General features: G+C 63.1%; 22 protein-coding genes and 1 pseudogene. 10 read left to right on the plus strand and 13 right to left on the minus strand.

Annotation, left to right across the window (positions count from 1 at the left end; translation table 11 throughout):
- Nucleotide 1 precedes the first annotated feature (1 nt).
- Both AC1DMS_RS25145 and AC1DMS_RS25150 read left to right on the plus strand, forming a co-directional pair.
- Nucleotides 2-892: a response regulator transcription factor gene (locus tag AC1DMS_RS25145; protein ID WP_230537976.1), complete on the plus strand. Its 891-nt coding sequence runs from the start codon at nucleotides 2-4 to the stop codon at nucleotides 890-892.
- A 219-nt stretch (nucleotides 893-1,111) separates the two neighbouring features.
- Nucleotides 1,112-1,243, plus strand: a pseudogene (locus AC1DMS_RS25150) (ESPR domain-containing protein); the annotation flags it as partial.
- 107 nt (nucleotides 1,244-1,350) lie between these two features.
- On the opposite strand, the gene AC1DMS_RS25155 reads toward AC1DMS_RS25150, so the two are convergent.
- From AC1DMS_RS25155 to AC1DMS_RS25165, 3 genes are read right to left on the minus strand one after another with little or no spacing between them, the layout of a single operon-like run.
- On the minus strand, nucleotides 1,351-1,989 hold the full coding sequence (locus AC1DMS_RS25155) for an RES family NAD+ phosphorylase (RefSeq protein ID WP_015865973.1): 639 nt from the start codon (nucleotides 1,987-1,989) through the stop codon (nucleotides 1,351-1,353).
- Nucleotides 1,986-2,714 (minus strand): hypothetical protein, encoded by a 729-nt coding sequence (locus AC1DMS_RS25160; RefSeq protein WP_028254104.1) that lies wholly within the window; start codon nucleotides 2,712-2,714, stop codon nucleotides 1,986-1,988. Before AC1DMS_RS25160 ends, AC1DMS_RS25155 begins: the two co-directional genes overlap by 4 nt.
- Nucleotides 2,711-3,400, minus strand: coding sequence for a hypothetical protein (locus tag AC1DMS_RS25165; protein ID WP_015865971.1), 690 nt, complete (start codon nucleotides 3,398-3,400; stop codon nucleotides 2,711-2,713). Before AC1DMS_RS25165 ends, AC1DMS_RS25160 begins: the two co-directional genes overlap by 4 nt.
- Before the next feature lie 444 nt (nucleotides 3,401-3,844).
- Between AC1DMS_RS25165 and AC1DMS_RS25170 the strand changes: the two genes are divergently transcribed.
- Together AC1DMS_RS25170 and AC1DMS_RS25175 are read left to right on the plus strand one after the other, a co-directional pair.
- A complete protein-coding gene (locus AC1DMS_RS25170) occupies nucleotides 3,845-4,171 on the plus strand; it encodes a helix-turn-helix domain-containing protein (RefSeq protein WP_015865970.1) in 327 nt (108 codons plus the stop codon).
- The gene (locus tag AC1DMS_RS25175; RefSeq protein ID WP_015865969.1) at nucleotides 4,158-5,528 is read left to right on the plus strand and encodes a HipA domain-containing protein; all 1,371 of its coding nucleotides are present in this window, start codon (nucleotides 4,158-4,160) and stop codon (nucleotides 5,526-5,528) included. The genes AC1DMS_RS25170 and AC1DMS_RS25175 overlap by 14 nt, the downstream gene beginning before the upstream one ends.
- 217 nt (nucleotides 5,529-5,745) lie before the next feature.
- Here AC1DMS_RS25175 and AC1DMS_RS25180 read toward each other — a convergent pair whose 3' ends face one another.
- On the minus strand, nucleotides 5,746-6,093 hold the full coding sequence (locus tag AC1DMS_RS25180; RefSeq protein WP_018907113.1) for a helix-turn-helix domain-containing protein: 348 nt from the start codon (nucleotides 6,091-6,093) through the stop codon (nucleotides 5,746-5,748).
- A gap of 62 nt (nucleotides 6,094-6,155) precedes the next feature.
- Here AC1DMS_RS25180 and AC1DMS_RS25185 point away from each other — a divergent pair, with 62 nt between their 5' ends.
- Nucleotides 6,156-6,362: a hypothetical protein gene (locus AC1DMS_RS25185; RefSeq protein WP_015865967.1), complete on the plus strand. Its 207-nt coding sequence runs from the start codon at nucleotides 6,156-6,158 to the stop codon at nucleotides 6,360-6,362.
- 866 nt (nucleotides 6,363-7,228) lie between these two features.
- Here AC1DMS_RS25185 and AC1DMS_RS25190 read toward each other — a convergent pair.
- On the minus strand, nucleotides 7,229-7,558 hold the full coding sequence (locus tag AC1DMS_RS25190; protein ID WP_027730014.1) for a helix-turn-helix domain-containing protein: 330 nt from the start codon (nucleotides 7,556-7,558) through the stop codon (nucleotides 7,229-7,231).
- Between the two features lie 188 nt (nucleotides 7,559-7,746).
- On the opposite strand from AC1DMS_RS25190, the gene AC1DMS_RS25195 reads away from it, so the two are divergent.
- Nucleotides 7,747-8,319 carry a helix-turn-helix domain-containing protein gene (locus AC1DMS_RS25195; protein WP_015865965.1) on the plus strand — a complete coding sequence of 191 codons (573 nt, stop codon included), beginning with the start codon at nucleotides 7,747-7,749 and terminating at the stop codon, nucleotides 8,317-8,319.
- 202 nt (nucleotides 8,320-8,521) lie between these two features.
- Here the strand turns inward: AC1DMS_RS25195 and AC1DMS_RS25200 are convergent, their stop codons facing one another.
- The 3 genes from AC1DMS_RS25200 to AC1DMS_RS25210 all read right to left on the minus strand — a co-directional run bounded on the left by AC1DMS_RS25200 (nucleotide 8,522) and on the right by AC1DMS_RS25210 (nucleotide 11,369).
- Nucleotides 8,522-9,493 carry a Bug family tripartite tricarboxylate transporter substrate binding protein gene (locus AC1DMS_RS25200; RefSeq protein WP_015865964.1) on the minus strand — a complete coding sequence of 324 codons (972 nt, stop codon included), beginning with the start codon at nucleotides 9,491-9,493 and terminating at the stop codon, nucleotides 8,522-8,524.
- A gap of 45 nt (nucleotides 9,494-9,538) precedes the next feature.
- Nucleotides 9,539-10,555, minus strand: coding sequence for an amidohydrolase family protein (locus AC1DMS_RS25205; protein ID WP_015865963.1), 1,017 nt, complete (start codon nucleotides 10,553-10,555; stop codon nucleotides 9,539-9,541).
- Nucleotides 10,556-10,721: 166 nt separating this feature from the next.
- Nucleotides 10,722-11,369, minus strand: coding sequence for a TetR/AcrR family transcriptional regulator (locus AC1DMS_RS25210; RefSeq protein WP_015865962.1), 648 nt, complete (start codon nucleotides 11,367-11,369; stop codon nucleotides 10,722-10,724).
- Nucleotides 11,370-11,554: 185 nt separating this feature from the next.
- On the opposite strand from AC1DMS_RS25210, the gene AC1DMS_RS25215 reads away from it, so the two are divergent.
- Nucleotides 11,555-12,850, plus strand: coding sequence for a porin (locus AC1DMS_RS25215; protein ID WP_478181944.1), 1,296 nt, complete (start codon nucleotides 11,555-11,557; stop codon nucleotides 12,848-12,850).
- A 310-nt stretch (nucleotides 12,851-13,160) separates the two neighbouring features.
- Here the strand turns inward: AC1DMS_RS25215 and AC1DMS_RS25220 are convergent, their stop codons facing one another.
- Together AC1DMS_RS25220 and AC1DMS_RS25225 are read right to left on the minus strand one after the other, a co-directional pair.
- Nucleotides 13,161-13,400, minus strand: coding sequence for a hypothetical protein (locus AC1DMS_RS25220; RefSeq protein ID WP_041945802.1), 240 nt, complete (start codon nucleotides 13,398-13,400; stop codon nucleotides 13,161-13,163).
- Between the two features lie 405 nt (nucleotides 13,401-13,805).
- Nucleotides 13,806-15,191, minus strand: coding sequence for an FAD-containing oxidoreductase (locus AC1DMS_RS25225; RefSeq protein ID WP_015865960.1), 1,386 nt, complete (start codon nucleotides 15,189-15,191; stop codon nucleotides 13,806-13,808).
- A 571-nt stretch (nucleotides 15,192-15,762) separates the two neighbouring features.
- On the opposite strand from AC1DMS_RS25225, the gene AC1DMS_RS25230 reads away from it, so the two are divergent.
- The 3 genes from AC1DMS_RS25230 to AC1DMS_RS25240 all read left to right on the plus strand — a co-directional run bounded on the left by AC1DMS_RS25230 (nucleotide 15,763) and on the right by AC1DMS_RS25240 (nucleotide 18,746).
- Nucleotides 15,763-16,065 carry a YlcI/YnfO family protein gene (locus AC1DMS_RS25230; RefSeq protein ID WP_015865959.1) on the plus strand — a complete coding sequence of 101 codons (303 nt, stop codon included), beginning with the start codon at nucleotides 15,763-15,765 and terminating at the stop codon, nucleotides 16,063-16,065.
- On the plus strand, nucleotides 16,062-16,373 hold the full coding sequence (locus AC1DMS_RS25235; protein WP_015865958.1) for a type II toxin-antitoxin system RelE/ParE family toxin: 312 nt from the start codon (nucleotides 16,062-16,064) through the stop codon (nucleotides 16,371-16,373). The genes AC1DMS_RS25230 and AC1DMS_RS25235 overlap by 4 nt, the downstream gene beginning before the upstream one ends.
- A gap of 1,437 nt (nucleotides 16,374-17,810) precedes the next feature.
- Complete coding sequence (locus tag AC1DMS_RS25240) at nucleotides 17,811-18,746, plus strand: ArdC family protein (RefSeq protein WP_015865956.1); 936 nt, start codon at nucleotides 17,811-17,813, stop codon at nucleotides 18,744-18,746.
- 184 nt (nucleotides 18,747-18,930) lie between these two features.
- Here AC1DMS_RS25240 and AC1DMS_RS25245 read toward each other — a convergent pair whose 3' ends face one another.
- From AC1DMS_RS25245 to AC1DMS_RS25255, 3 genes are all read right to left on the minus strand, one after another.
- Nucleotides 18,931-19,260, minus strand: a complete 330-nt coding sequence (locus tag AC1DMS_RS25245) for a DUF5615 family PIN-like protein (RefSeq protein WP_329601378.1) — start codon at nucleotides 19,258-19,260, stop codon at nucleotides 18,931-18,933.
- Complete coding sequence (locus AC1DMS_RS25250) at nucleotides 19,245-19,622, minus strand: DUF433 domain-containing protein (protein ID WP_015865955.1); 378 nt, start codon at nucleotides 19,620-19,622, stop codon at nucleotides 19,245-19,247. The genes AC1DMS_RS25245 and AC1DMS_RS25250 overlap by 16 nt, the downstream gene beginning before the upstream one ends.
- A gap of 390 nt (nucleotides 19,623-20,012) precedes the next feature.
- Complete coding sequence (locus AC1DMS_RS25255) at nucleotides 20,013-21,350, minus strand: type II toxin-antitoxin system HipA family toxin (RefSeq protein WP_015865954.1); 1,338 nt, start codon at nucleotides 21,348-21,350, stop codon at nucleotides 20,013-20,015.
- Nucleotide 21,351: the final 1 nt, after the last annotated feature.

The raw sequence follows: 21,351 nt of genomic DNA on the forward strand, positions 1-21,351 counted from the left end.
CATGAGAAATACCTTGCCAAGAGCCGTCGACGGCGGCAGCGAATCGGACGCACGGTCCACGCCAGCGTGGCATCGAACGGCGGTGCAATCGATGAGATTGGGGAGATCCGAAGGCGCGCGCATTGCGGTGCTCGACCCGGCGATGCGTACGCGCGAATACGGACGCCGAGCCGTTCGACGACTCGGACATCAACCGAAGGCATTCGCGAGCACTGCCGAGCTTGCGCCGGAATTCGACATGGTCTTCCTGGCTGTAGAGGGCGATGCCGAGTCGGCCCTCCTGCAGCTCGCGGAGGTCAAGGCGCTGGTCGGGCGTGGGACGCCGGTACTGTGCCTGGCTTCGCGAGATCAAGTGCCGGTGCTGTCGGACTCGCACTGGAATGCGGCGAATGACGTGATCGTGCGCCCCACATCATTCGTCGAGTTCTGCTGTGTCGCGCGCATGTTCATGCGGCGCTTCGGTGTGCATGTGCACGAATCCGATCCAACATGGGATTGCTATCGCTTTTCTCTGATGAGCGATGCCGTCGAGGTTTCGGGTGAGAGGGTTCACCTTCGCGCGACGGAAGTCGACGTCGCGTTCGAACTGTTCTCCCATGCAGGCCAGACGCTCACGCGCGAGTGGTTGTACTCGACCGTCTGGGACAAATACGAAGACACGCAGTCACGAACCCTCGACGTCTGCATTTCTCGTTTGCGGCGCGTCTTGGATCTCAGGGCCAATGGCTGGGACCTCCGGGCCGTCCACGGCATGGGATACCGGTTGGACGGGCCCGCCGGGGAAAGTCGCGGCATCGCCTCGCGCGAGGCGGAAGGTGGTTTGGCAAAGGACGCATCGATCGCCCCGACTCCTCCTGGGCCTCGGACATTTTTCACAGTTGCAAACAAATGAATATCGCCTATGTCGGCTAGCCGACATAGGCGTTCAATCGCTTTTCACCTCGACGTTTCACCACGATAGATTCCGCCCAATTCGAGGTCTTGCACGGTCGCTCTGCCTCGGAAAACGCGATCGGCCGGAGATTCGAAGTGCAGTGCTTCAGTCCTTGGAGCAACTCACGCAGCACAGCGTGGTCGGCGATCTATGTCTATCTAGCACGAGGGAGTAAATGTGAACAAGTCATTTCGCAGCATCTGGAACGAGGCGCTCGGCGCCTGGGTTGCGGCCAGCGAGGGGTGCACCGCGCGCCGCAAGAAATCTTCAAGCATCACGATCGGCGCGGCCCTTCTGGCCACGGCTGTTTTCGGCAGCGCATCGCCCGCCTGGGCGGCCAACGGATGCGGTGCTGTCGCTTCAGGCGGGACATGTGCGTGTCGAATGCGACCTGGCGCAAAGGCGCGGCCTATTCGCTATCTGTTTGCATCAAGGCGGCGGCCAAGTAAAGGCCTTGAATTTGCCACGCCGCAAAAGCTGCGTGTGCTCCCGTGGAAGAACCCGAAATTCCAGCCATTGGAAGCGCGGTGCTTGCTCTGATAGCAGATGCCAGCGACCTCAGCGATCGCGGGCGGAGGATTTGCCGCGATCGCATCCCACACCGCCGCGCTGGCCTGCTGCCACACGTCGATTCGATCGAGCACCATGTCCGGGTCGAGACCGAAGACTTGAGCCGTTTGACGATGCTCGAGGTTGACGAACAGCGCCGGCGCCATCAGCGTGTACATGACCCAATGACGCGCAGGCAATTCCGGGTCGCGAACCTCGACCAGATCGGGCAGGTCGAGACCATTGCTTTCCAGAATGCGAAGCGCACGGGCCTCGACGGCTGCCGTCAGCAGACTCTCGGCGGTATAGAGGATTGAGAAATCCGCCTTGCGCCCCGACGGAGGGTCGATCCGCCCGTTGCGGTATTTCTCGGGCGGAGCCTTCCAGTCGCCATCCGGATGGCGGAAGACGCGGTGGAATTCCGAACCAACCGGAAGACCCATCATTGTGACGACGCGGCCTTCCCAAGGCACCGCGGCGACTGTCGCGTTATTTTGGATGCTCATGCAGTTGCGTGATTCAGGTCCTCCAAAGCATGGTCCATCACGAAGCTGCGCCGTTCAGCGGGCGTCAGTGCATATAGCGCTGACAGCACCGACTTGTCGACTCCGGATCGCTGCGGATGCTCACCCTTGAGCACCTCCACCCCGGTAGCACCGCCGAAGGCTGCTTGAACCGAGCGCAAGAAATCCCATAGCAAGTTGGTCGGCGCCGCCTGATCGCGATACAGGGCAATCAATGCGACCAAAAGCCCGCTGTCGACACCCCGATGAATCTGAAAGGCCGGGTACTTTCGGCCGTTCTCGCGCCCAGGCGGAAGCACTGAAAAGAGGTTGCCCTTCTTCTCTCGCTCATAGACGTTGGCGCGGGTGCAGTTCATCGTGGTTGCCATGGCGTCCGCCGAAAGCAGATCCTCATTAGCCGAAGGGCTTGGGGATCTGGACGCTCGAACGGGTTGGCCCAGTGGCCGATGGTCGCTCATGACCATCACTTTGAGATTCTTGGCCCGGCTCGGCAACCTTGCGAGTTCGCGGTGCACGTCCAGCGATTCCGACGACACAGATCCCCAGTCGACCCAATTTTGGGCAGGCATGGTCTGTTGAATGTCGAGAAGCATCGCAGGTGTCACAGCAAGTAGCACGGTCGGTTCGAGAAGGGAGGAGGACTTGACTTTGGAAGAAGTTTTTGAAGACATGGCCGGGTTTTGCCGCTCAAGCGGCATCAAATTCACGTCAGTGAAACGGTTGCCGCGCAGGCCGGGAAGATGTGTTCATAGCGAACGAGATCGTTCGCCGCACCCATCAGATTTGCTTGGCGGATGCGTCCGCTCTGACTGCACAGTCCGCGTTGGGAGTCCGGGACAGCGAGATCGGCAATCGTGCGCAGATAACTTCTCAGCACTTTGCCCAGCGCTCGCGGCACCGTCACGACAGACTCGAGACGATCTCCCCGCAAGATGGAAAGCACATCTGAAAGATACGAGCTGATCAGCACCATCTTCCGAGGAGGATCGAAGCTCAGGCACTCGCCGGGTGGCGCCAACAGGGCCAGGTCGCCGTTGTCCTCTCGAATCAGCAAAGTTCGCCGACCGCCGCGCACGGTTACTTCAACGCTGCGTTCGAGCAGATCTCTATGAAGCTTCTCAATGAATTCTTGAGCTTGCTCCCGACCCGCCGCTTCCGGATCTGGTTTGACGTTCTTGCCAGCCCCCTTCTTGACCAGGGTGATCTTCTTGCGCTCGCCTTCGCCGACGCCATTGGAGGCCTTCAAAAAACGCAGCAGCGCGTACTTGTCCGCCTCGGTCACCAGATCGTCAGGCCCGGACTTCGCGACACCGGCACAGCGAAATTGCTCAAGAAGCGCTTCGGGACTCTTTCGAAGCTCCGATGCAAACTCATGGACGGTTCTATTGCTCATAGAGCGCAAGTCTAGCGGATCATTCAAGTTTGTCAAGTTTGTCAAGTTTGTCAAGTTTGTCAAATTTGACAAGTTTGTTTTCGTCCAGGAGTCTGTTTCATCCGGGCAAAAATACAAGGCCAATGCCGCCAAGCGGCGCGCGCTCTCAGAGGTCCGTGGCGTTCCGCTGCGAGCAGTGCATGGTCATCCAGCGAACTTCTCAAATAGTGTGGGCGTTTTTCTCAACTGACGCGAGTTTGGCGCGACCGTTCCCGGCTGACCTTGCCCAACCCAGGACCATCGACAATCACACTGTCGACAACATTGTGCGTGTTGAGGCAGATGTCATAGTTTCGGAATTTAGTGAATACTCTTCCAAAACACCCGGCGCAGCGTTAAAGTTCGGAATATCAGAAATATTGTGGTGAGCACGCGCATCCACGCGAGTGTTTAGTAAATTCCGAAATGAACTCCACCGGCGTCAAGCAGAAGGTGATCCGCGCTGCCGACCCAGTTGCATCGCCCCCGATCTTGGTGCGCGGGCAGGGCGGCCTTGGGCAGTACGTGCGTCAAGCCAGAAAGCGGCAACAACTTCGCATCGACGACGCGGCGAGCCTCTTTGGCGTCTCTGTCGACCTGGTCTCGCGACTTGAGAATGGAGCGGGCTCCGTCCGGCTGGACAAGCTGCAGGCGGTACTCGACGGGCTTGGTCTTGGGCTTGTGGTCGGCCCCAAAAGTGACCTGCAGAGTTTTGTAGACAGGCAGAAGGCGTCGGACGATGAGCGGGTCTGAGGACAACGTGTATCGCTTGCGCGTGACGCACGATGGTGGCACCCCGGTCGGCGAACTCGCCTACTCAAGAGCGGAAGACCGGTGGTCGTTCCGTTATGACCACGCATGGGCGCGCCAGGGTGCCTTTCAACTCTCGCCGGCGTTTCCCTTGGAGCCGCCACCGGACGGCTATGACTCTCATGCGATCCGACGCTTCATCGTGAACCTCTTTCCGGAGGGGGCGCCTCTTCGCGCCGCGCTCGAGCAACTCCACGTCGCACCGAGCAACGCATTTGCACTGCTGCGGGAAATGGGAGGGGAGACGACCGGGGCCCTGGAGTTCCAGCCCTTCGATCAACCACCGGCTGCGGCCGCTCGTCGAGAACAACGCTTTCTGTCGCGAGAGGAGCTCAGCGGCCGTATCGATGCTGCAAAGGAAGGCGGCCTCACGGTGTGGGACGGCCGGGTGCGAATGTCGATTGCGGGCTATCAGGACAAGCTGGCCGTATGGGCTGCGCACGACCTCGTCCATGACACAGAGGCCAGCATGTGGCTGCCGGAGCCGCCACTGGCCTCGACTTTTATTCTCAAGCCGCAGCCGGCCGGCCCACGTACACCTCACCTCGTGGCCAACGAGCACTACTGCATGACGCTCGCAGGGGCGTATGGCGCTCAGGTGGCCCGTGTTGCCATCATGCGGCTGAGGGTTCCGGTTCTGGTCGTCGCCCGGTTCGACCGGCAATGGCGCGCCGAAGAAAACCACGATTGGGTGACAAAGCTGCACGTCATCGACGCCTGCCAGGCTGCCGATCTTTCGGTGGATTCCAAATATGAGCGCCATCTGGGCAATTCCCCCGCCCTCGCACCATATCGCGATGGGATGAGTCTGCCGCGACTTTTTGGTCTTGCCGCTCTCATGCGCCGCCCGGCGGTGGCGCGGTTGGAGATGTTGCGTTGGGCACTGTTCCAGCTGGCGGTCGGCAACTCCGATGCGCATGGAAAGAACTTTTCATTCTTCGTCGACCGAACCATGCTTGAGCCCGCGCCGTGGTATGACGTCGTGAGCGTGGCTCAATATCCGGAACTCGACCAAAGCTTCGCAATGTCCTTCGGCGATGCCTTCGGATGGGAAGAACTCAACGCGATGGAGCTTGCGCATTTCGCCCACCTATGCGGCATCGATCAAAAGCTGTTGCACCGGGAGACCGAGCGGCTGTCCCGTGCGATGAAGAGAGCACCCGAACTTCTTTCCGCCCCGGTGTACACCGAAGAGGAGCGTGACTTTCTGCACCCGATATGCGAACTGGTGCAGCGGCGCAGCCAAACGTTGGTGGAGCTGGCGGCCGGCGCCAGTGCCTTCACCGCCGAGCACTTCTAGCGGGTGCGGCGCCATCGGGTATGCCATTCACGGCCATGAAGAAGTACACCAGGACGCGCTGAAGCCTGATGGCGCCGGTGCTCAAGATTGGCAAGACGATCTACTCTGGCGTCGGGCTCGTTGAGGTTCCCGAGATGCCGGGCCCCGTTCTGGGGAATAGTCGGTTGCATCCTGCGCGGCGCCCCGAGACTGACGATGAGAAATACGACCTAAGCGCTCAGAGTCGTGCCTTGGCCGCCAACTCGGCCACGGACACGCCGAGGCCGGCGGCGATCTGTACAACGGTCATCACGCCAGGGTTTTGCATCCCCCTTTCGATGCTGCTCATGTAAGAGCGATCGATGTGGCTGCGATGCGCAAGTTCTTCTTGTGAAATGCCATGCGTCTTGCGCAATGCCTTGATGGCGGTCCCAAGCGCCAACAGCGCTGGGTCGAGGATCCGGCCGAGGTGGAAGGGCTGCGCCTGAGAGATCTCCAAAAATACGGATCGCCGGATGGCCCTACTTTTCAGCAGGAAGTACAGAAGTACCAATCGCAGGGCCTGCAAGGCGATGATGTCTACCACTCGATCATCGAGGGAGCATCGAGGACCAGCGCGGAGTACAACAACAAGTTCGGAATCAAGAAATGACGGCCAGCCATCTGGAGACCCCGATCTCGTGGACGAAGACCGGTGACGCGGAATTCCCTTTTCGGGCGACCGACGCGGACGGCGAAGCGCTCGTCGTTCGATTGAACGACTTTCCCGAAGAGCCGATGTACACCCTTCTGCGCAACTCGGTTCCGCTGGAAAGCTTTGATGATTGGCCCAAACACTGGCGCGTCGAATCGTGACTTGGCTCAAGGGCCTGAGGAGGGTCCCAATGCGGCGAGGCAGGCACTCACGTCGTGGATTGGATTCGCGCTGCCGGTGCTCGCATGGGGGTATTTCGCAACGGATCGTTGACATGTGGCGCACCGGCATGTCTTCGAAATTCAGTTTCGAATTCGTGGACCATCCCGCGTGCGTGAAGCCCTCCCTCGAGCGCTTTCCTGCGCCACGCGATCGCCATCGCATTCGATGCTTCGTCGGTCCACTCCTGGTTTGTGAACATGAGGAGATTCTGCCGCTGCTGCTCATCTCTGTTACCCCGACTGCGCATGCGCTGTCGCGCGCAAGCCAATGCTCAACACGGTGCCTCTGCATCATTTCGCTTTCGTGAACGCCCGTATTGGCCAGATCGCCATTTGAAGGGTGACAGCGGTATCGGCATCGAGGCGTTTCCCTGAGCCATTTCTTTCTTCCCCTTGCCTCTACCAGCGCCGAACCGCTGTCGAAAGCCAGTGTGCGCGGCGCAAGTGAAGCCCGCGTGAAGTCTGTGCAGGAGTCCCGTGAGACGATACCGGCCGTCTTGCAATAAGCCACCCTCGGATCGGAAAGGCATGCGCCTGCGTGCGGTGAGGCGTGCTTGAGGTCAGGCCTTCTTTCCGATCGATCGCCGACAACAGCGATACCTCGATCGAGGCGACGGCCCTTTGCGAAACAGCGAAGACGGCTTGTGGCAACGGGCTGTTGAGCTGCGAGCCGATCAAAGGTGTGCTTGACCCTTTCGGGAGCGCACGCGGAGCCTCGAAGCCAGGCCTCCTGCAATGCACGTCGGGACGTCTCGCTCGCGTACCGACAACCGCGATCCGTGTGATGGATATGCCGCAGCCGCCATCTACGAAGATGATTTGATATGACTTGCGAATTCGAGCAGTGACTTGCGCTGTTTGGCGTTCAACTGACCGAACCACAGGATGAGCTTGGCGAGCTCGTCATCCGCGGCATAAAAGTAGGGGGCCGGAACGCCAAGCTCGTCTGCCAGCCGATGCGCGAAAGAAATGTTTGGCTCATGGACCCCGCTCTCGTACCGAGAAATGCGTGCACTGGCGGTGCCATCATCCAGTCCCGCCTTAACGCCAAGCTTGTCTTGCGGCAAACCTGCCGCCAATCTCGCAAGTCTCAAGCGAGCACCGAAGACAGAGCGAGGAGATGGGTTGGGAGGCACTCTACGATAGTCGTAAGTCCGACTTTTCGCGTATCTACGTTTTTCGTAGGACCAGGACCTGCGCGTTCCGCTTCAGGCAGGTCTCTGTATGCCCCATCGAGCAATTGCATCCCCTCCTACCTAGCGCCCGGCCTCTGCGACTTCCGGTCTCGGTGACGCGCGCCCCGCCGCGGCAACCATCACCTGTCGTGCGCAGCCTGTCCGCGGCGCGCATCGGGGCGCAGGTGCGGGCGCTGCGCATGGCGGCTGATGTATCCGGTGGGGCGCTGGCGAAGGCCTCGGGGATTTCGGCCTCGATGTTGTCACGCATCGAGCGGGGCCTGGTCTCGCCTTCGGTGGAGACCCTGGAGCGTCTCTCGAAAGGTTTGGGCGTGTCGGCGCCGCGCTTCTTCGGCGATCAGGCGCGGCGGACGGACTTCTGCCATGTGCGTGCGGGGCGGGGCGTTGTCGTCGATCGGATCGGTGCGGTCTCCGACTACCGCTACGAGTTGCTGGGCCACCTGCTGTCGGGCAACCTCTTCGTCGAGCCCTACCTGGTCACGCTGCTGCCCGGCGCCGATCCCTACGTGACCTTCCAGCATCCGGGCCTGAAGTTCCTGTACTTCCTGTCCGGGGAAGTCATGTACCGCTACGGTGGCAAGTCGGTGGCGGTGGGGGCGGGGGATTCGCTGCTGTTCGAAGCGACCGCGCTGCACGGCATCGAAGCGATTCAGAGCGGGCCGGTGTCGTACCTGTCGGTGGTTTTCACGCTGCGCGAGTAGGCTGTTTTTGGCGGCATTGCCGCGCAGCGGGGCAACGCATGCCCATTCGATGGTCCCCCCCCGAATTCTCTGCATGCCGAATTCGCCTCTCTGTCCATAGCGTTCTCTCGGTGTTCGGCATGCCGAGCTGGTCAATGCTCAGCAGGTAGGGCGGTATTGACGTCGCAAGCGATCATCTGCCTTCCATTCTGATGTCTGACGGTCAGTCGATCTGAATCTTGGCATCCTTCACGATGCGCTCGTAGGTGGCCGCTTCCTTGTCGATGTAAGCGGAAAATTCGGCCGGAGTACCCGGGGAGGGCACAAAGCCCTGCGGCCCGAGGCGTTCGGCCACGAACGCAGAGCGCATGGCCGTGGCAACCTCCGCCGAAAGCCGCTCAAGGATCGCTGCAGGCAGCTTGGGCGGCGCCCACAGCCCATACCAGGTGACCATTTCGAAGCCGGCAAAGCCGGATTCCGCGACCGTCGGCACATTGGGCATGGAGGGCAGGCGTTCGCGCGTGGTGACGGCGAGGGGCTTGAGCTTGCCAGCCGCGATGTTGGGAGCAGAAGACGGGATCGCGTCGATGATCACGCTGATCTGTCCTCCCAAGACATCGTTGAGTGCACTGCCCGTGCCCTTGTAGATGACGATGGGCACGTCGAGCTTGCCGTCTCGCTTGATTGCCTCCTGCGCCAGGTGCATCGGAGATCCGATGGCCGAAGTTCCAAACGCATACTTCGACGGCTCGCGGCGGGCCGCCGCGAGGAACTCTTGCAGATTCTTGCCCGGCACACCCGGGTTTGCCACGACCACCATCGGCACCGACCCCAGCAGAGAAATCGCCGTGAAATCGGTCTTCACGTTGTAGGGCGTCTTCTTCATGAGAAAAGGGCTTGCGACAAGCGTCGGCGATTGAAGCAGGAGCGTGTAGCCGTCGGGCGGTGCCTTGGAGGCGATGTCGCTTCCGATGGATCCGCTGGCACCAGGGCGGTTGTCCACGATGAACGGCTGGCCCATCTGGTCCCCCAGCTTCTGGGCCAGCACCCGGGCCACCAGATCGACCGTGCCGCCCGCCACGTACGGCACGATGATTTTCACGGGCCGCGAGGGATAGTTGTCCGCGATGGCCGGGATGCTTCCAGCACACAGCGCAGCGGTTGCGATCGCTCGCAGGAAGATTCTCTTGTTCATTGTTTGTCTCCGGATGATTTGAGGCTCGGCCTTGCGAGCGCCGTCTCAACAGCAATTCATCTTCAGCAAGCGAAGGGCGTTGCCGAAATAGATGCCATCCTGTACGTCCTGTGGAAGATCCAGTTCGTCGATCGCCTGGGGGATGGTCCTCAGGAACATCGGTCCCCCTTCCGGATCGAAGGGGCAATCGGTTGCAAAGACCACCTGCTTCGGATCGAAGAAGTCCAATCCGCAACGAATCCCCGACTTGCCGCCTGCCAACGCCGTGTCGACATAGAACATCTTGAAAAAATCGATGGGGCGCTTCTTCATGCGCTTGAGCAGCCCCTCGTAGTCTTCGCCCGATGTCCGGGAGCCGAACTGGTCGAGTCCCGGGCCGACGCGTCCGTCGAAGTACGGAATCATGGCGCCCATGTGGTGCGTGATGACTTTCAGCTCTGGAAGGCGTTCGAAGAAGCCCGAGAAAACCATGCGCGACATCGCCGCGCTCGTTTCATAGGGCCAACCGAAGGTCCACCAGATCTCGTACTTCGACTTCTCTTCGCTCGCATAGTCCGGCATGGACGCGCCGCGGGCCGGATGCATCCACACCGGAACGTCGTACGTCTTGCTGGCCGCCTCGAAGATGGGCCAGAACTCCGGATCGTCCAGCGGCCGTCCATTGACGTTGGTGAATACCTGGATGCCGCGTGCGCCGAGGACCGCGATGGCGCGCTCCATCTCCTCGAGCGCTGCCGGCACGTTGTTCATGGGAAGGGATGCGACAAACGCGGGGAACTTGTCCGGATGCGCATCGCGGATCTTTGCCATCTCGTCGTTCGCCAGGCGCGCCATCTCGGGCGAGGTCTGCGGTCCGGCGATCAGCTCGATGGGAGGATTGGAAAGCGTCAGGACTTGCTGATAGCCAGGAAAGTCCTCCATCATCTTCAGCCGCGCGTCGAGGTCATGGAGGACCGGAATGGTCAGCCATCGCTTGATCGCGCCTTGATCCTTGGCGATCTCGGCCATCCTGTCGAAGTAGGCCTTCGGCAGGATGTGTGCATAGCTGTCGATCTTTCGCATTCTTGCTTTCGTTGGTCGACGCCATGGGTCGGCATCAGGTTCTTCATGCGCTCGCGACAGCGGCACCGTCGGGCCGAGGATCGCGTGGAACTTGTCGCTTCAATTCACTATTGGTGAATTATGAAGTGAAAAAATGGACCCCACAAGGCCCCATGCGTCGTTGCGGCTAGCGCAGCGCGTAGGCGGTGACGACGTCAATGATGTGCAGCATCCGCTGGGTCAGCATCTTCTGGCTGCCGAGCTCGCAGCTGAAGCCGACAGAGAGCGTGTGGATGTTGGACAGGTAGAAGTAGGCGCAGCCCGCCATCGTGATGTACAGCTGCATGGGGTCGATGCCCGCGCGGAACACCCCGTCCTTCTGTCCCCGCTCGAGGATGTTCGCAAGGGTCTGCAAGAGCGGGGAATTCAACTCCTTGATGCGGGGCAGGGCGGCCAGGTGCTTCGCCTTGTGCAGGTTCTCGCTGTTCAGGAACGTGATGAACTCCGGGTGCGCGATGTAGTAGTCCCAGGTGAATTCGACGAGCCGGCGCAACGCAGCGAGCGGCGCCATGTCCTTGAGATCGAGGTAGAGCTGCGCGTCCCGGATCTCCTCGTACACGCTCTCGAGCACGGCGGAGAACAGTCCATCCTTGTCCTGGAAGTAGTAGTACACCAACCGCTTGTGCACGCCGGCCTCGGCTGCGATCCGCTCCAGCCGCGCGCCGCCGAGACCATGCACGGAGAACTCCTTTCTCGCCGCCTCGAGGATGGCCTTGCGTGAACGATCCGCATCGCGCGTCCGGGCTTCTGCTGTGCTCGCTGTCTTCATGGGCAATTCTTCGACGCGGCTCGCCGTTGCCGAGCCGCTAGGGTTAATGCGTAGGCAAGTATGGCTGACATGCAGGGCTTTCCGCTCCACAATTCACTAATTGTGAATTAAAGCAATGAAGCGGCGCACTCATTCATGTGGGTGGTCCATCCCGGTTCCGCCGCATTCCCATCAACCATCGAGGAGATCTCGTGAAGAAGAAAACCATCGCGGCCGTGGTTGTGCTGTCCTGCGCCGGTGCGGCCAGCGCGCAATCGTCCGTCACCTTGTTCGGAGCGCTCGATGCGGGTGTCAGCTACTACAGCACGACGAGTTCCTTCTACAACAACACCGGCCGCCTGCTCCTGCCAGGGGCCGACATCAAGCGCAGCCAGACCACGCTCTCCAACAGCGGCACCACGCCGAGCCGTCTGGGATTCCGCGGCACCGAGGACCTGGGCGGCGGCCTGGCCGCGAGCTTCTGGATGGAAGCCGGCCTGGCGAACGACTCGGGCACGGGTGCCGGGCCGGGCAGCGTCATCGTCTTGAATCGCCGCTCCACCGTGAGCCTTTCAGGTCCGTTCGGCGAGGTCCGCCTGGGCCGGGACTACACACCCACCTACTGGAACGACGCCGTCTTCAGCCCGTTCAGCACGCTGGGCGTGGGCACCAACGTGGTGTCGAGCGTCGGCAGCAACCTGCAGATCGCGAAGGGACCCGGCTCGGCGGTCTCGGCGACGGACAACTACATGCGCACCAGCAACAGCATCGGTTACTTCTTGCCGCCAGGGCTGGGCGGCTTCTATGGCCAGGTGCAGTACGCGCTGCACGAGAACGCAAGCCAGAGCAATGTGCCAGGCACGCCGAGCGCGAAAGGGCGTTTTGCCGGCGGCCGGCTGGGTTATGCCGCCGAAGCGCTCGACGTGGCACTGGCCTATGGCGAAAGCACCGCTGCGGATGCGACGGCACTGGACGCCGCGGGGGTGGCGACCGGCGCCCGGCTGCGCGAGAAGATCAAGACCCTCAGTCTCGGTGCCTCCTACAACTTCGGGGCTTTCAAGCTCTTCGGGGAACTGTCGCAGGTGCGCGATGTTTCCGTCTCGACGGTACCTGTGCCCGTCCTGGGCGCGCTCAGCACGCGCGAGACCGACAAGTACAAGGGCGGCCTGCTCGGCGTGACGGTGCCTGCGGGCGCCGGTCTGATCAAGGGCTCTTACTCCTGGGTGAAGTTCGACAATGACCTGGGGGCTGCTGCCAGCCCCTTTGCCGCCGACCGCGATGCCTCGGTTCGCAAGCTCGCCATCGGCTATGAGCACAACCTCTTGAAGCGCACCGCGCTGTACGCCACGGTGGCGCGCATCCGCATCAAGAACGGACAGAACAACCCGGCCATCATGGCTGCGAGTACCGGCGGCACGGCAGGCTATCTTTCCAGCGGTGCTGGTGTGTCGGGCTATGCGCCTCGCGGCGCGATGGGCTACGACTTCGGCATCAGGCACGTGTTCTAGGACAGGAGGAAAAGACTGCGCTGCGCATGAGGTGCCATTAGGAATCGCTGGTTGCATGCCGAGCCTGCATTGTGGGCTCGGTCAGGCTTCCCCAAGCATTGACCAACTGTTGGACGATTTCGGCGACTACCCTGCACGCAGGCGAAAGCTTCCCCTGCTTTGGGAACGCCAGCGTCACGTGACGAAAGAAATCAGGCTTTACGAGCTTGCTGGCTCGAAGGCGGCCCTGTTGAAGCTCCTCCGCAATCGAATACGGCCCCCATCATCGAATAGAGGTCTGTCGTATTTGCCACGAGTTCTTTCTGCATCGTCAATGAATCAGCGGGAGCGCCGCGGGCGCGAGCCGCTTGCCCGCCACCTTCAGGGTGTCATCCGAGCGACCCAGCACGAAGAAGTGGCCCTCGTGGTCCTCCTGCACCAGGTCGCCATGGGTCCAGCAACCGGGCACCGCCCGCCAGTAGGTCGACTTCAGGCGCGCGAGGTGAGGCGCCCCGGTCCCGCACGCGCGATGCTCGCGACCTGACGCGACAAAGAAGGCATCGGTGACCACGCGCTTCGGCACAGGTGCAGGGGCGCTGCCGCTCCGTCGGACCGAAGACATGCTGGGGCAAGTCTGCGCACAGGTACTGGAGATCCTCCGCGTCGGTGGCCTGGCGCACTGCGCGGCGTCGCGCACGTCCCGCATGAAGCTCGAGCAGTTCCTGCCGCATGGCGGCCGCCACTTCGGCCCGAGCGGGAACGCCCCGAACAACGGCGCGCTCGCCCGTGCTGCGAAAAGTCGATCACCCGAACCAGCGATCGCTGGTCGAAGTCCGCCATTGCAGGTGCCTCATGCGTCGTGTTTGCGCGGGTCGCCCGCCGACATGCGCCGGACGGCCGGCCGCTCCATCGACCTGCGCATGGTCGGCAGCCCTGCGTCGACGCCGATCTGCAAGCGTGTCGACTTCCTGGTGCGTCAGGGACCTTTGGCGCTCAGATCGAGGAGGACGGTCGGGATCAACTCGGACACCGTCGGATGGATTGGCACGGCCCAGCGCAGCGTGTCGATTGTCTGGTCCGCGTGCATCATGTCCAGGATGCCGTGGATCGCTTCGTCGCCGCCTGTGCCCAGGATGGCCGCACCCAGGATCTTGCGGGAGTCGGCATCCGCCACGACTTTCATGAACCCCTGGCTCTCGCCTTTCTCGACCGCACGGCCGACCCGGGTCATCGAGCGCTTCGAATACAGGAGTCGCCGTCCGTCTTTTGCCGCCTCGGCGTCGGTCATTCCGACCCGCGCGAGCGGTGGATCGATGTACAGCGCGTAGCCGGGCAGGCGCTGGCTCACGCGCCGGTCGGCGCCGTCCAGAAGGTTGGCCGCGACGATCTCGAAGTCGTTGTAGGCCGTGTGCGTGAACGCCCCGCGGCCGTTGCAATCGCCCAGTGCCCAGATGCCCGGCACGTTCGTCTGAAGCTGGTCGTCCACGCCGATGTAGCCGCGGGCGTCGACTGCAATGCCCGCTTGTGCCAGGCCGAGATCGTCCGTGTTGGGGCGCCGTCCCATCGCGAGGAGCACATGGGTGCCGGTCACCGATGGTTCGCCCTCCTTGCAGTCCACGTCAACGCAGACGCCGGTTTCGTGCGCCTTGAAGCTGATGCATTCCGCGCCGGTGCGTATGGCAATGCCCTCTGCCTCGAGGATCTCGCGGACCGCGGATGACACATCCGGGTCTTCGCGCGCGATCAGACGGTCCGCGCGCTCCACGACCGTGACCTCGGCGCCAAAGCGGCGGTACATCTGCGCGAACTCCAGCCCGATGTAGCTGCCGCCCACGATGACCAGGCGGCGCGGCAGCGTTTCCAGCGCGACCATGTCGGTGTTGGTGAGAAAGGGCACCTCGTCGACGCCGGGCAGGTCAGGCACCTGCGCGCGTGCGCCGACATTGATGAAGATCTTCGGCGCGGTCAGTCTTTGGTCGTTGACATCGACAGTGCCCTCGGCAACGAACCGGGCGTGGCCGCGAATCAGTTCGACATTGCGCATGCCCGCCAGCCATTCCTCGTTGCCCCTGCGCGAATCGAGGATCACCTTTCGAGCGCGGGCGGCAACGGCCGGCATGTCCATCGTGACGGGGGATGCCACGGAGAAGCCGTAGTCGCTCCCGCGGCGGGCCGTGTGGGCCGCGTAGGCGCTCGCAATGAGCGTCTTGGTGGGTTTGCAACCCGTGTTGACGCAGGTGCCGCCGACCAGATGGCGCTCGATCAGCACCACCTTGTGTCCCGTCGCATCCAGCCGTCCTGCAAGCGACGGGCCCGCCTGCCCGGCGCCAATGATGATGGCATCCACCGCTCGCTCGGCCATGTGCTTTTCCTTTGTGTTGTGGAAGCGTTGAGTCGATCCTGCAGAGGCTGCGCCCGAACGGGGAGCGTCGGGTGCACCGGGCAGAACCGTGACCTCGGGGATCTTCAAGGACGGGCTCGTGCTCGACCATTCCAAAATTCCCCCGTAGTTTGCGACGGCGCGGGCGGCTTGCGAATCGGCCCAAGGTGCGTAGATTTGCTCCGATCCAGGGAGATGCCCGTCCCCTGGCTCGTCGTGACGGTCGGAGCCAGGCCGCCGGCGGTCCGGCGAGGGATTTGGATTCTTTGGAGAAGCCCGCGGATTGCTGAGCGCAGCTGCCGGCTCCTTCGATGTACCTCGTCTGTCGTGCGGCACCCTCATTGGCGTCTTGCGCCAGCCAAGCACGCCTTCTCGAGATGTGCAGGTGCGAAGACCAGGAATTTCTCTCAACAGCGTTGAGAGTTTGAGCCAGGCGGATAGGCCTGGAAGAACTGCCGCAGGCGGCAAAAATCGCATGGAGCAGTTCCAACTGCGACCGCCTGCCGTGCCGCTGCAGCTGGATGATGCATAGCAATTGCTATACAATTTAACGATGAAGACTGCTCAACTTCCCCCGGTTCGTGTGACGGCTGCCGTTCGAGAGCAGATAGAGGGCGTGCTGCTCGAAGGTGAAACGCTGTCGCATTTTGTCGAGCAGGCGGCGACCGATGCTGCTCGTCGCCGCAAGGCACAGCAAGATTTCGTGGCGCGTGGACGCGCCTCGCTAGCCCGTGCGCTCGAATCAGGCGAGTCCTATGCGGCAGACGAGGTGCTCGCTGCGATGAAGTCTCGGATCGACATCGCACGCAAGGCTGTCGAAAGGGGGCGCAATGGCATCTCGAAACGGCGCGCGTGACTTACCTTGTGCGCTTGACGCGTGAGGCATTGGAAGATCTGCAGCGTCTTGAAGCCTTTCTCCTCGAGGCGGCTCTCAAGCACGGAGACTGGGAACTGCCGGATCGCGCACTACTGGCCATCCGGAGAGAATTCCGCATCTTGGAGTCCAATCCTTTCACCTGTCGAATTGCCTTCGACGACCGATTGGAGCGAGAGCTCGTCATTCCGTTTGGTGCCTCGGGCTACGTTGCCTTGTTCCATATCATCGGTGAAAGAGAGATCGTGGTGTCTGCCATCCGGCATCAGCGGGAGGACGACTATCACTGACCGTGAGGTCGTCCACGCCATCAGGCATTGGGCCCCAGTGCCCCTCCTGCGTAGTCACCGTCCAGTGCATCGCCCGAGAGGCGGCGAGTCTCAGGTATGTGCCGTCTCGTCTTGCTGCGCCTCGCGTCGGCCCGAATAAAGCGAACGGAGCGTAGGGCTTGCTGCGATGTGGAGCGTGACACAAGGAGAACGAAATAGCTGCCACTTCCGGCTTTCCCTCCATCGCCGATGCGGTTCAAGCTGCCATTGGCCAACCGCCTGGCGTCGCGGGCTCAGGCGGGTCTCGATCCTCTGCCCGTGGTCAAGTTGTTCGGGCCTGACGTGAGGCCACTTGGCTGGTGAGCGAGATCGACTCCGAGGACGGGATATCGTCTTCGATCTGCGCGATCTCGAGCTCAGTTTCCGGGAGCCGGGGTTCGTGAGCCTTGGTGGTTTGACCGACCTGCGCGGCGTGTCGGGCCTGCCGATCGCACTGGACAGCATTTCCCGGTCGACTGGCGTCTGAGCGCCTTCGCGTAGGAGGCGCGCATGGCAGAACGCATCCAGGCCTGAGCGCCTCGCCGCCGGCGTGGCCGGCGACCTTCTTTCTGTCTCTTCCTTTCTCCGTCCTTTCCGTTCTCTGTTGTGCGTCGGTTCCGCCTTGCGCATACCCGGTACGAAGTCCGAGGCAGCTGTCGACTCTGATTTCTGCCAGTGGGCTCGACGGCCGAACCACTCCAGCCTTCGAGGGGCGCGGCCGTTGCGCCGGTCGGGGCATCTTGCCTGTGCCTGTGCCTGTGCCTGTGCCTGGCTCGCGTGCGGTGCGCGGACGGCGGCGACGCCTGGACGCCGATGCGCGCGAGGGTCGGAGAAGGGCCGGCCGACCGGGGAATCGTCGCGGGTCGCCGAGTGGCCGTGCATGCACGGCGGTCACTGGCCAGGCCGCTCGCCTCGGCGTTCGGCGGTTCCTGACAGAGCCGGAGGCGCGCGCTTCACAGCGGCCTCGATGGCACGCCGCCCTGGGGCGGTGCGGCGTCGCGTGCGGGTGCCTGCGGCCTGTCCGCGTGGCCTCTGCGTTCGAAGCCACCTCTTGGCCGACGCATAGCGCGCACGGGCCGCTGTCCAGGGCTGCGGGCTTTGCCACCGTCCTCACCCGGTCCTCGCTGCACTCGGCTGCGGCTTGCGGGCGGTCCCTGGACATCGGCCCTTTTCGCGCGCTGTTCATGCGTCGAGGCGGCTCCGAAAGCAGATGTTCAACCACCGCGGCACATGCCGCAGAAAGGCCCAGCCATGCACGCGAACTCAACGTCCAGCGCCACCCCGCGCGATGCGGGTCGCCCGGATCACGCGGGGACCCCCACAGCCACGGGCGTTCCCCCCGCACCCCCCGAGGACTCACCCAAAGCAGGTGGGGGTGTTGCCCCAACCCCGGACACCGCTGCACGGGGGCGGGACCGCATGGACGTGCGGCAGGTCGTGACGGACCGGATCATCGCGATGCTGGAGAAGGGCGGCAGCGTGTTCCGCGAACGCTGGACGCGGGCGGCGGCGCGCGGGGTGCCTCGCAACGGCAAGACCGGGGCGCCCTACCGCGGCGCGAATGTGCTGCTGCTCTGGGAGGCGGCGATCGAGGCGGGCTACGCGTCCAACGTGTGGCTGACCTACCGGCAGGCGCAGAGCCTCGGCGCCCAGGTCCGCCGGGGCGAGCGCGGCGTGCTGTGCGCGCACTTCGAGCGCAGGGCGCGGGAGCACCTTGACGATGCCGACGATGTCCTCTCGGATGGCGGCGTGGATGAGGAGCCCCTGACGGCCCGTTCCGGTGTGCGCGCGGGCGTGCTGCTGTGCCGGCCGTTCTGGCTCTTCAACCTGGCGCAGATCGAGGGGTTGCCGCTGGAGGTCGTGGACCGGGGCATCGCCGCGCCGGCGGCTTCGCAGGGTCCCGTGGAGCGGGCGATGCGGCTGCTCGGGGGCTGCCATGCGACGATCCGGCACGGGTTTGACCGGGCGGCCTACCTGCCGGCGCTCGACGAGATCCGTCTGCCGTGGCCGCGGCAGTTCACGAGCGCCGAGGCGCTGTGCGCGACCGCGCTGCACGAGCTGGTGCACTGGACCGGCCATCCCGAGCGGCTGAACCGCAGCTTCGGGCGGCGTTTCGGCGATGCGGCCTATGCGTTCGAGGAACTGGTGGCGGAGCTCGGCAGCGCGTTCCTCCTGGGGCAGTGCGGGCTGGTCGATGCCACGGTCGAGGGGCATGCGGCCTACATCGACGCCTGGCTGAAGGTGCTGCGGGCCGACCGCACGGCGATTTTCACGGCAGCGCGCCTCGCGGAGGAGGCGTTCGCGTACATCGTGGCGCGGGAGATGCCTGCCTTTGGGGAGGCCGCGATGGACTGAGGGCGCAATGCGCAGGGTGTCGCGAGGTCTCAGAGGGAGCCGTTGGCGATCTGGTCGAGGTACAGCTGGAAGCTTGTCCTCGCGCGGTACACCCCAGCGATGCCGGCCGTGCCTGGCGCCGGAAGCTCGTAGATCGAGTATTCGAGTGTCCCGTCTGCGAGCAGAAACAGTTCCAAGGCCCGGTTCACGAGGTCGAGTGCCTGCCGCTCGATGATGTCGAGCGCGGCCGCGAACAGTGCGCGCTGCGTGTCGAGGTCCAGGCCAGTTTCGGCGTTGAGACAGACAAGGCCGCAGTGGATCTGCGCCTTCGAATGAAGGCCGCCGAGGTTGCCCGGACCGCGCCACGAAAATCCACGGCGTTGTTGGTCACCAATGCGAAGTCTTCCGCCAGCACCTTCTCCATCAGGTCGCGGTCGAGCATGCCCTGCCAGCCTCGATCCCGTACGCACGTCGATTCGAAGTGGCCGCACGCAACGGCGATCTGCCGAAGCCGCGGGGTCAGGCATTCGTCGATGGGAAACTTGAGCGTCGTTGCGCCGGCGGCTTGGCCGAGCCGAGCCGGACGGGCCGGCCTCGTTGCGGATGCACCTGGGCATGAACTTGCGCGGCGGTCCGCGGGTCGCTCGTCAGCGAATACTCATCCAGCACGCGGTCTTCCGGGATTCCCTTTTCGAGGGAGGACAGAACGGTCTCGATGGGCAGCCGTGTCCCCTTGAAGCATGGCTTGCCGCCCATCACGCCGTCGATCTTCGTGATCAGTTCGTCCGCTGTATCCACCACTTTGGCGCGAGCGAATGCCTCGGACACAATGGCCGTGAAATCAAGCTGCAGGCCAATCCTCGGGTCCACGATCATCCAGTCGATGTCCTTCGCCATGTCATGAAGGCCGATCAAGTCTTCCCTGGATTTCGAGCGCGCAACGCGCGCGGTCAGCTCGCTCAGGATGTTCTTCCGAGCCGATGCCACAAGCCAGTCGTCCGACTGGAAGAAGAAACTTGCCCCGCAGGGCCAAGATTTACGCCAAGGTCGGTGCCGTCGGACCGGCGGAATTCGCACGCAACATGGGCAAGCACCGCGGAGAGGTCTGAGCTCGTCCGGCGAAAGTTCAGGTTCCCTTGAAGCGACTGATCCGCTCAGCGCCGCAGCGACCGAAGTGGCGAATGGGACTCCTCTGCGGCGTGGAGGACCCGCGAGAGCATTGTCCGCAGTCATGGTTCATCACACGTGCACTTGCCATCCAAGCAGGCGGACGGTGCCTGCAAAGCGTCAGTTGGATGGCATCCCTTCAAGCGTGTCCACCGCGGCCTGCAGCCCGCCCAGCACACGCTCGGCGACCCATGGCGAGAAATCCTTCGGCAACTGCGCCTGCACTTCGCTGATTGCGCGGGGCGTGCGTTCAATCAGCTGCTGGATGATGGCTTCGGCGTCGTGCGCATAGCCTACCTGTCGGGCGGTGCTGTTGAAGTGCCGGCGCTGGATGGCGGCCATGGTGTAGTGCTTGCTCTTCCCGAGAAGCGCCATGGCCATCTTGACCTCGCGTGGCGCCCACTGGTTGGGGCCCTTGCCGAGGATGGGATAGGCCGACATCACGTCATACATCTTCGTCAGCCGGAAGCCGCCGCCGGCCAGCAGATGAATGCTGAAGTTCTTCGCATGTCCATCCGGCGCGCGCAGCAGCCAGAACAGGACCTGCGAGGCCATCAAGGTGCGCATGTCATCCGCCGCGGTCGCGGACTGCTGCAGCAGTGCAAAGAGCTTGCGCAGGCCGGGTCCGCCTTCGCTCTCGTACTTCATGAGCGGCGACGTCCCCGTCGCCTGGCAGAAGTCTTCCTGGGGCAGCCGCAGGAGGCGGCCGTTCGAAATGCGCCTGTCAAAGCGTTCGACGACGAGGACGCGCTGTTTCCCGAACGAGGTGATGGTGGCGTCTGCCGTGGAGAGCCCGTAGGCGTGTAGCAGCTTCAAGCACAGCCACTCGTTGTCCACCGAGGTGGAGAAGTCGGCCCGGACGCCGCCGATCAGGCCCAACGGGAGCTTGAAAATGTGCGTGGTGGGGGTGGCGCCCCGCGGCTTGTGCCAGGCGCCGTTCCACCACAGATAGGCATCCTTTTCCTGCGCGCCGGCCAGGGAAATGCGGAAGTCGTCGTCCGGGTCCTCAGAAGCGCCGAACTTGTCGGGACTGACGACGCTCAGCAGGTGCCGCTCGATGGACTCGTCATCGACCTGCACCGCTTCCACCTGATCGGTGGCCGTGGGTGTCTGGGCCTCGTCGAGAAGCTGAACGGCGCCCACGCAGTCGCGCCCGATAGCGCGCAGAAGAGGGAAGGCGTCTACCGAGCCGGTCTTGAAGCGCGCCGCCACGCGCTTGCGAATGGCATTGCTCTCGGGCAACAGGTTGTCGAAGTAGTGTTCGACGGCGGCGCCCTTGATGGGCTCGTTGTGCGGGTTGAAGGGCAGGGACAGGGAAAGCGGGCGACCGACGTCCGATCGAACCCAGGCGTCGTCGTAGTGAAGCTCCATGTCGCCGCGGGCAGGGATTGTCCAGCGGCCGACGCGTTCACCGTTGGACCAGAGGCCGAGGGACTGGCTGTGTGACCGACGGCCCATT

The organism is Variovorax sp. 05T418, from assembly GCF_056396385.1.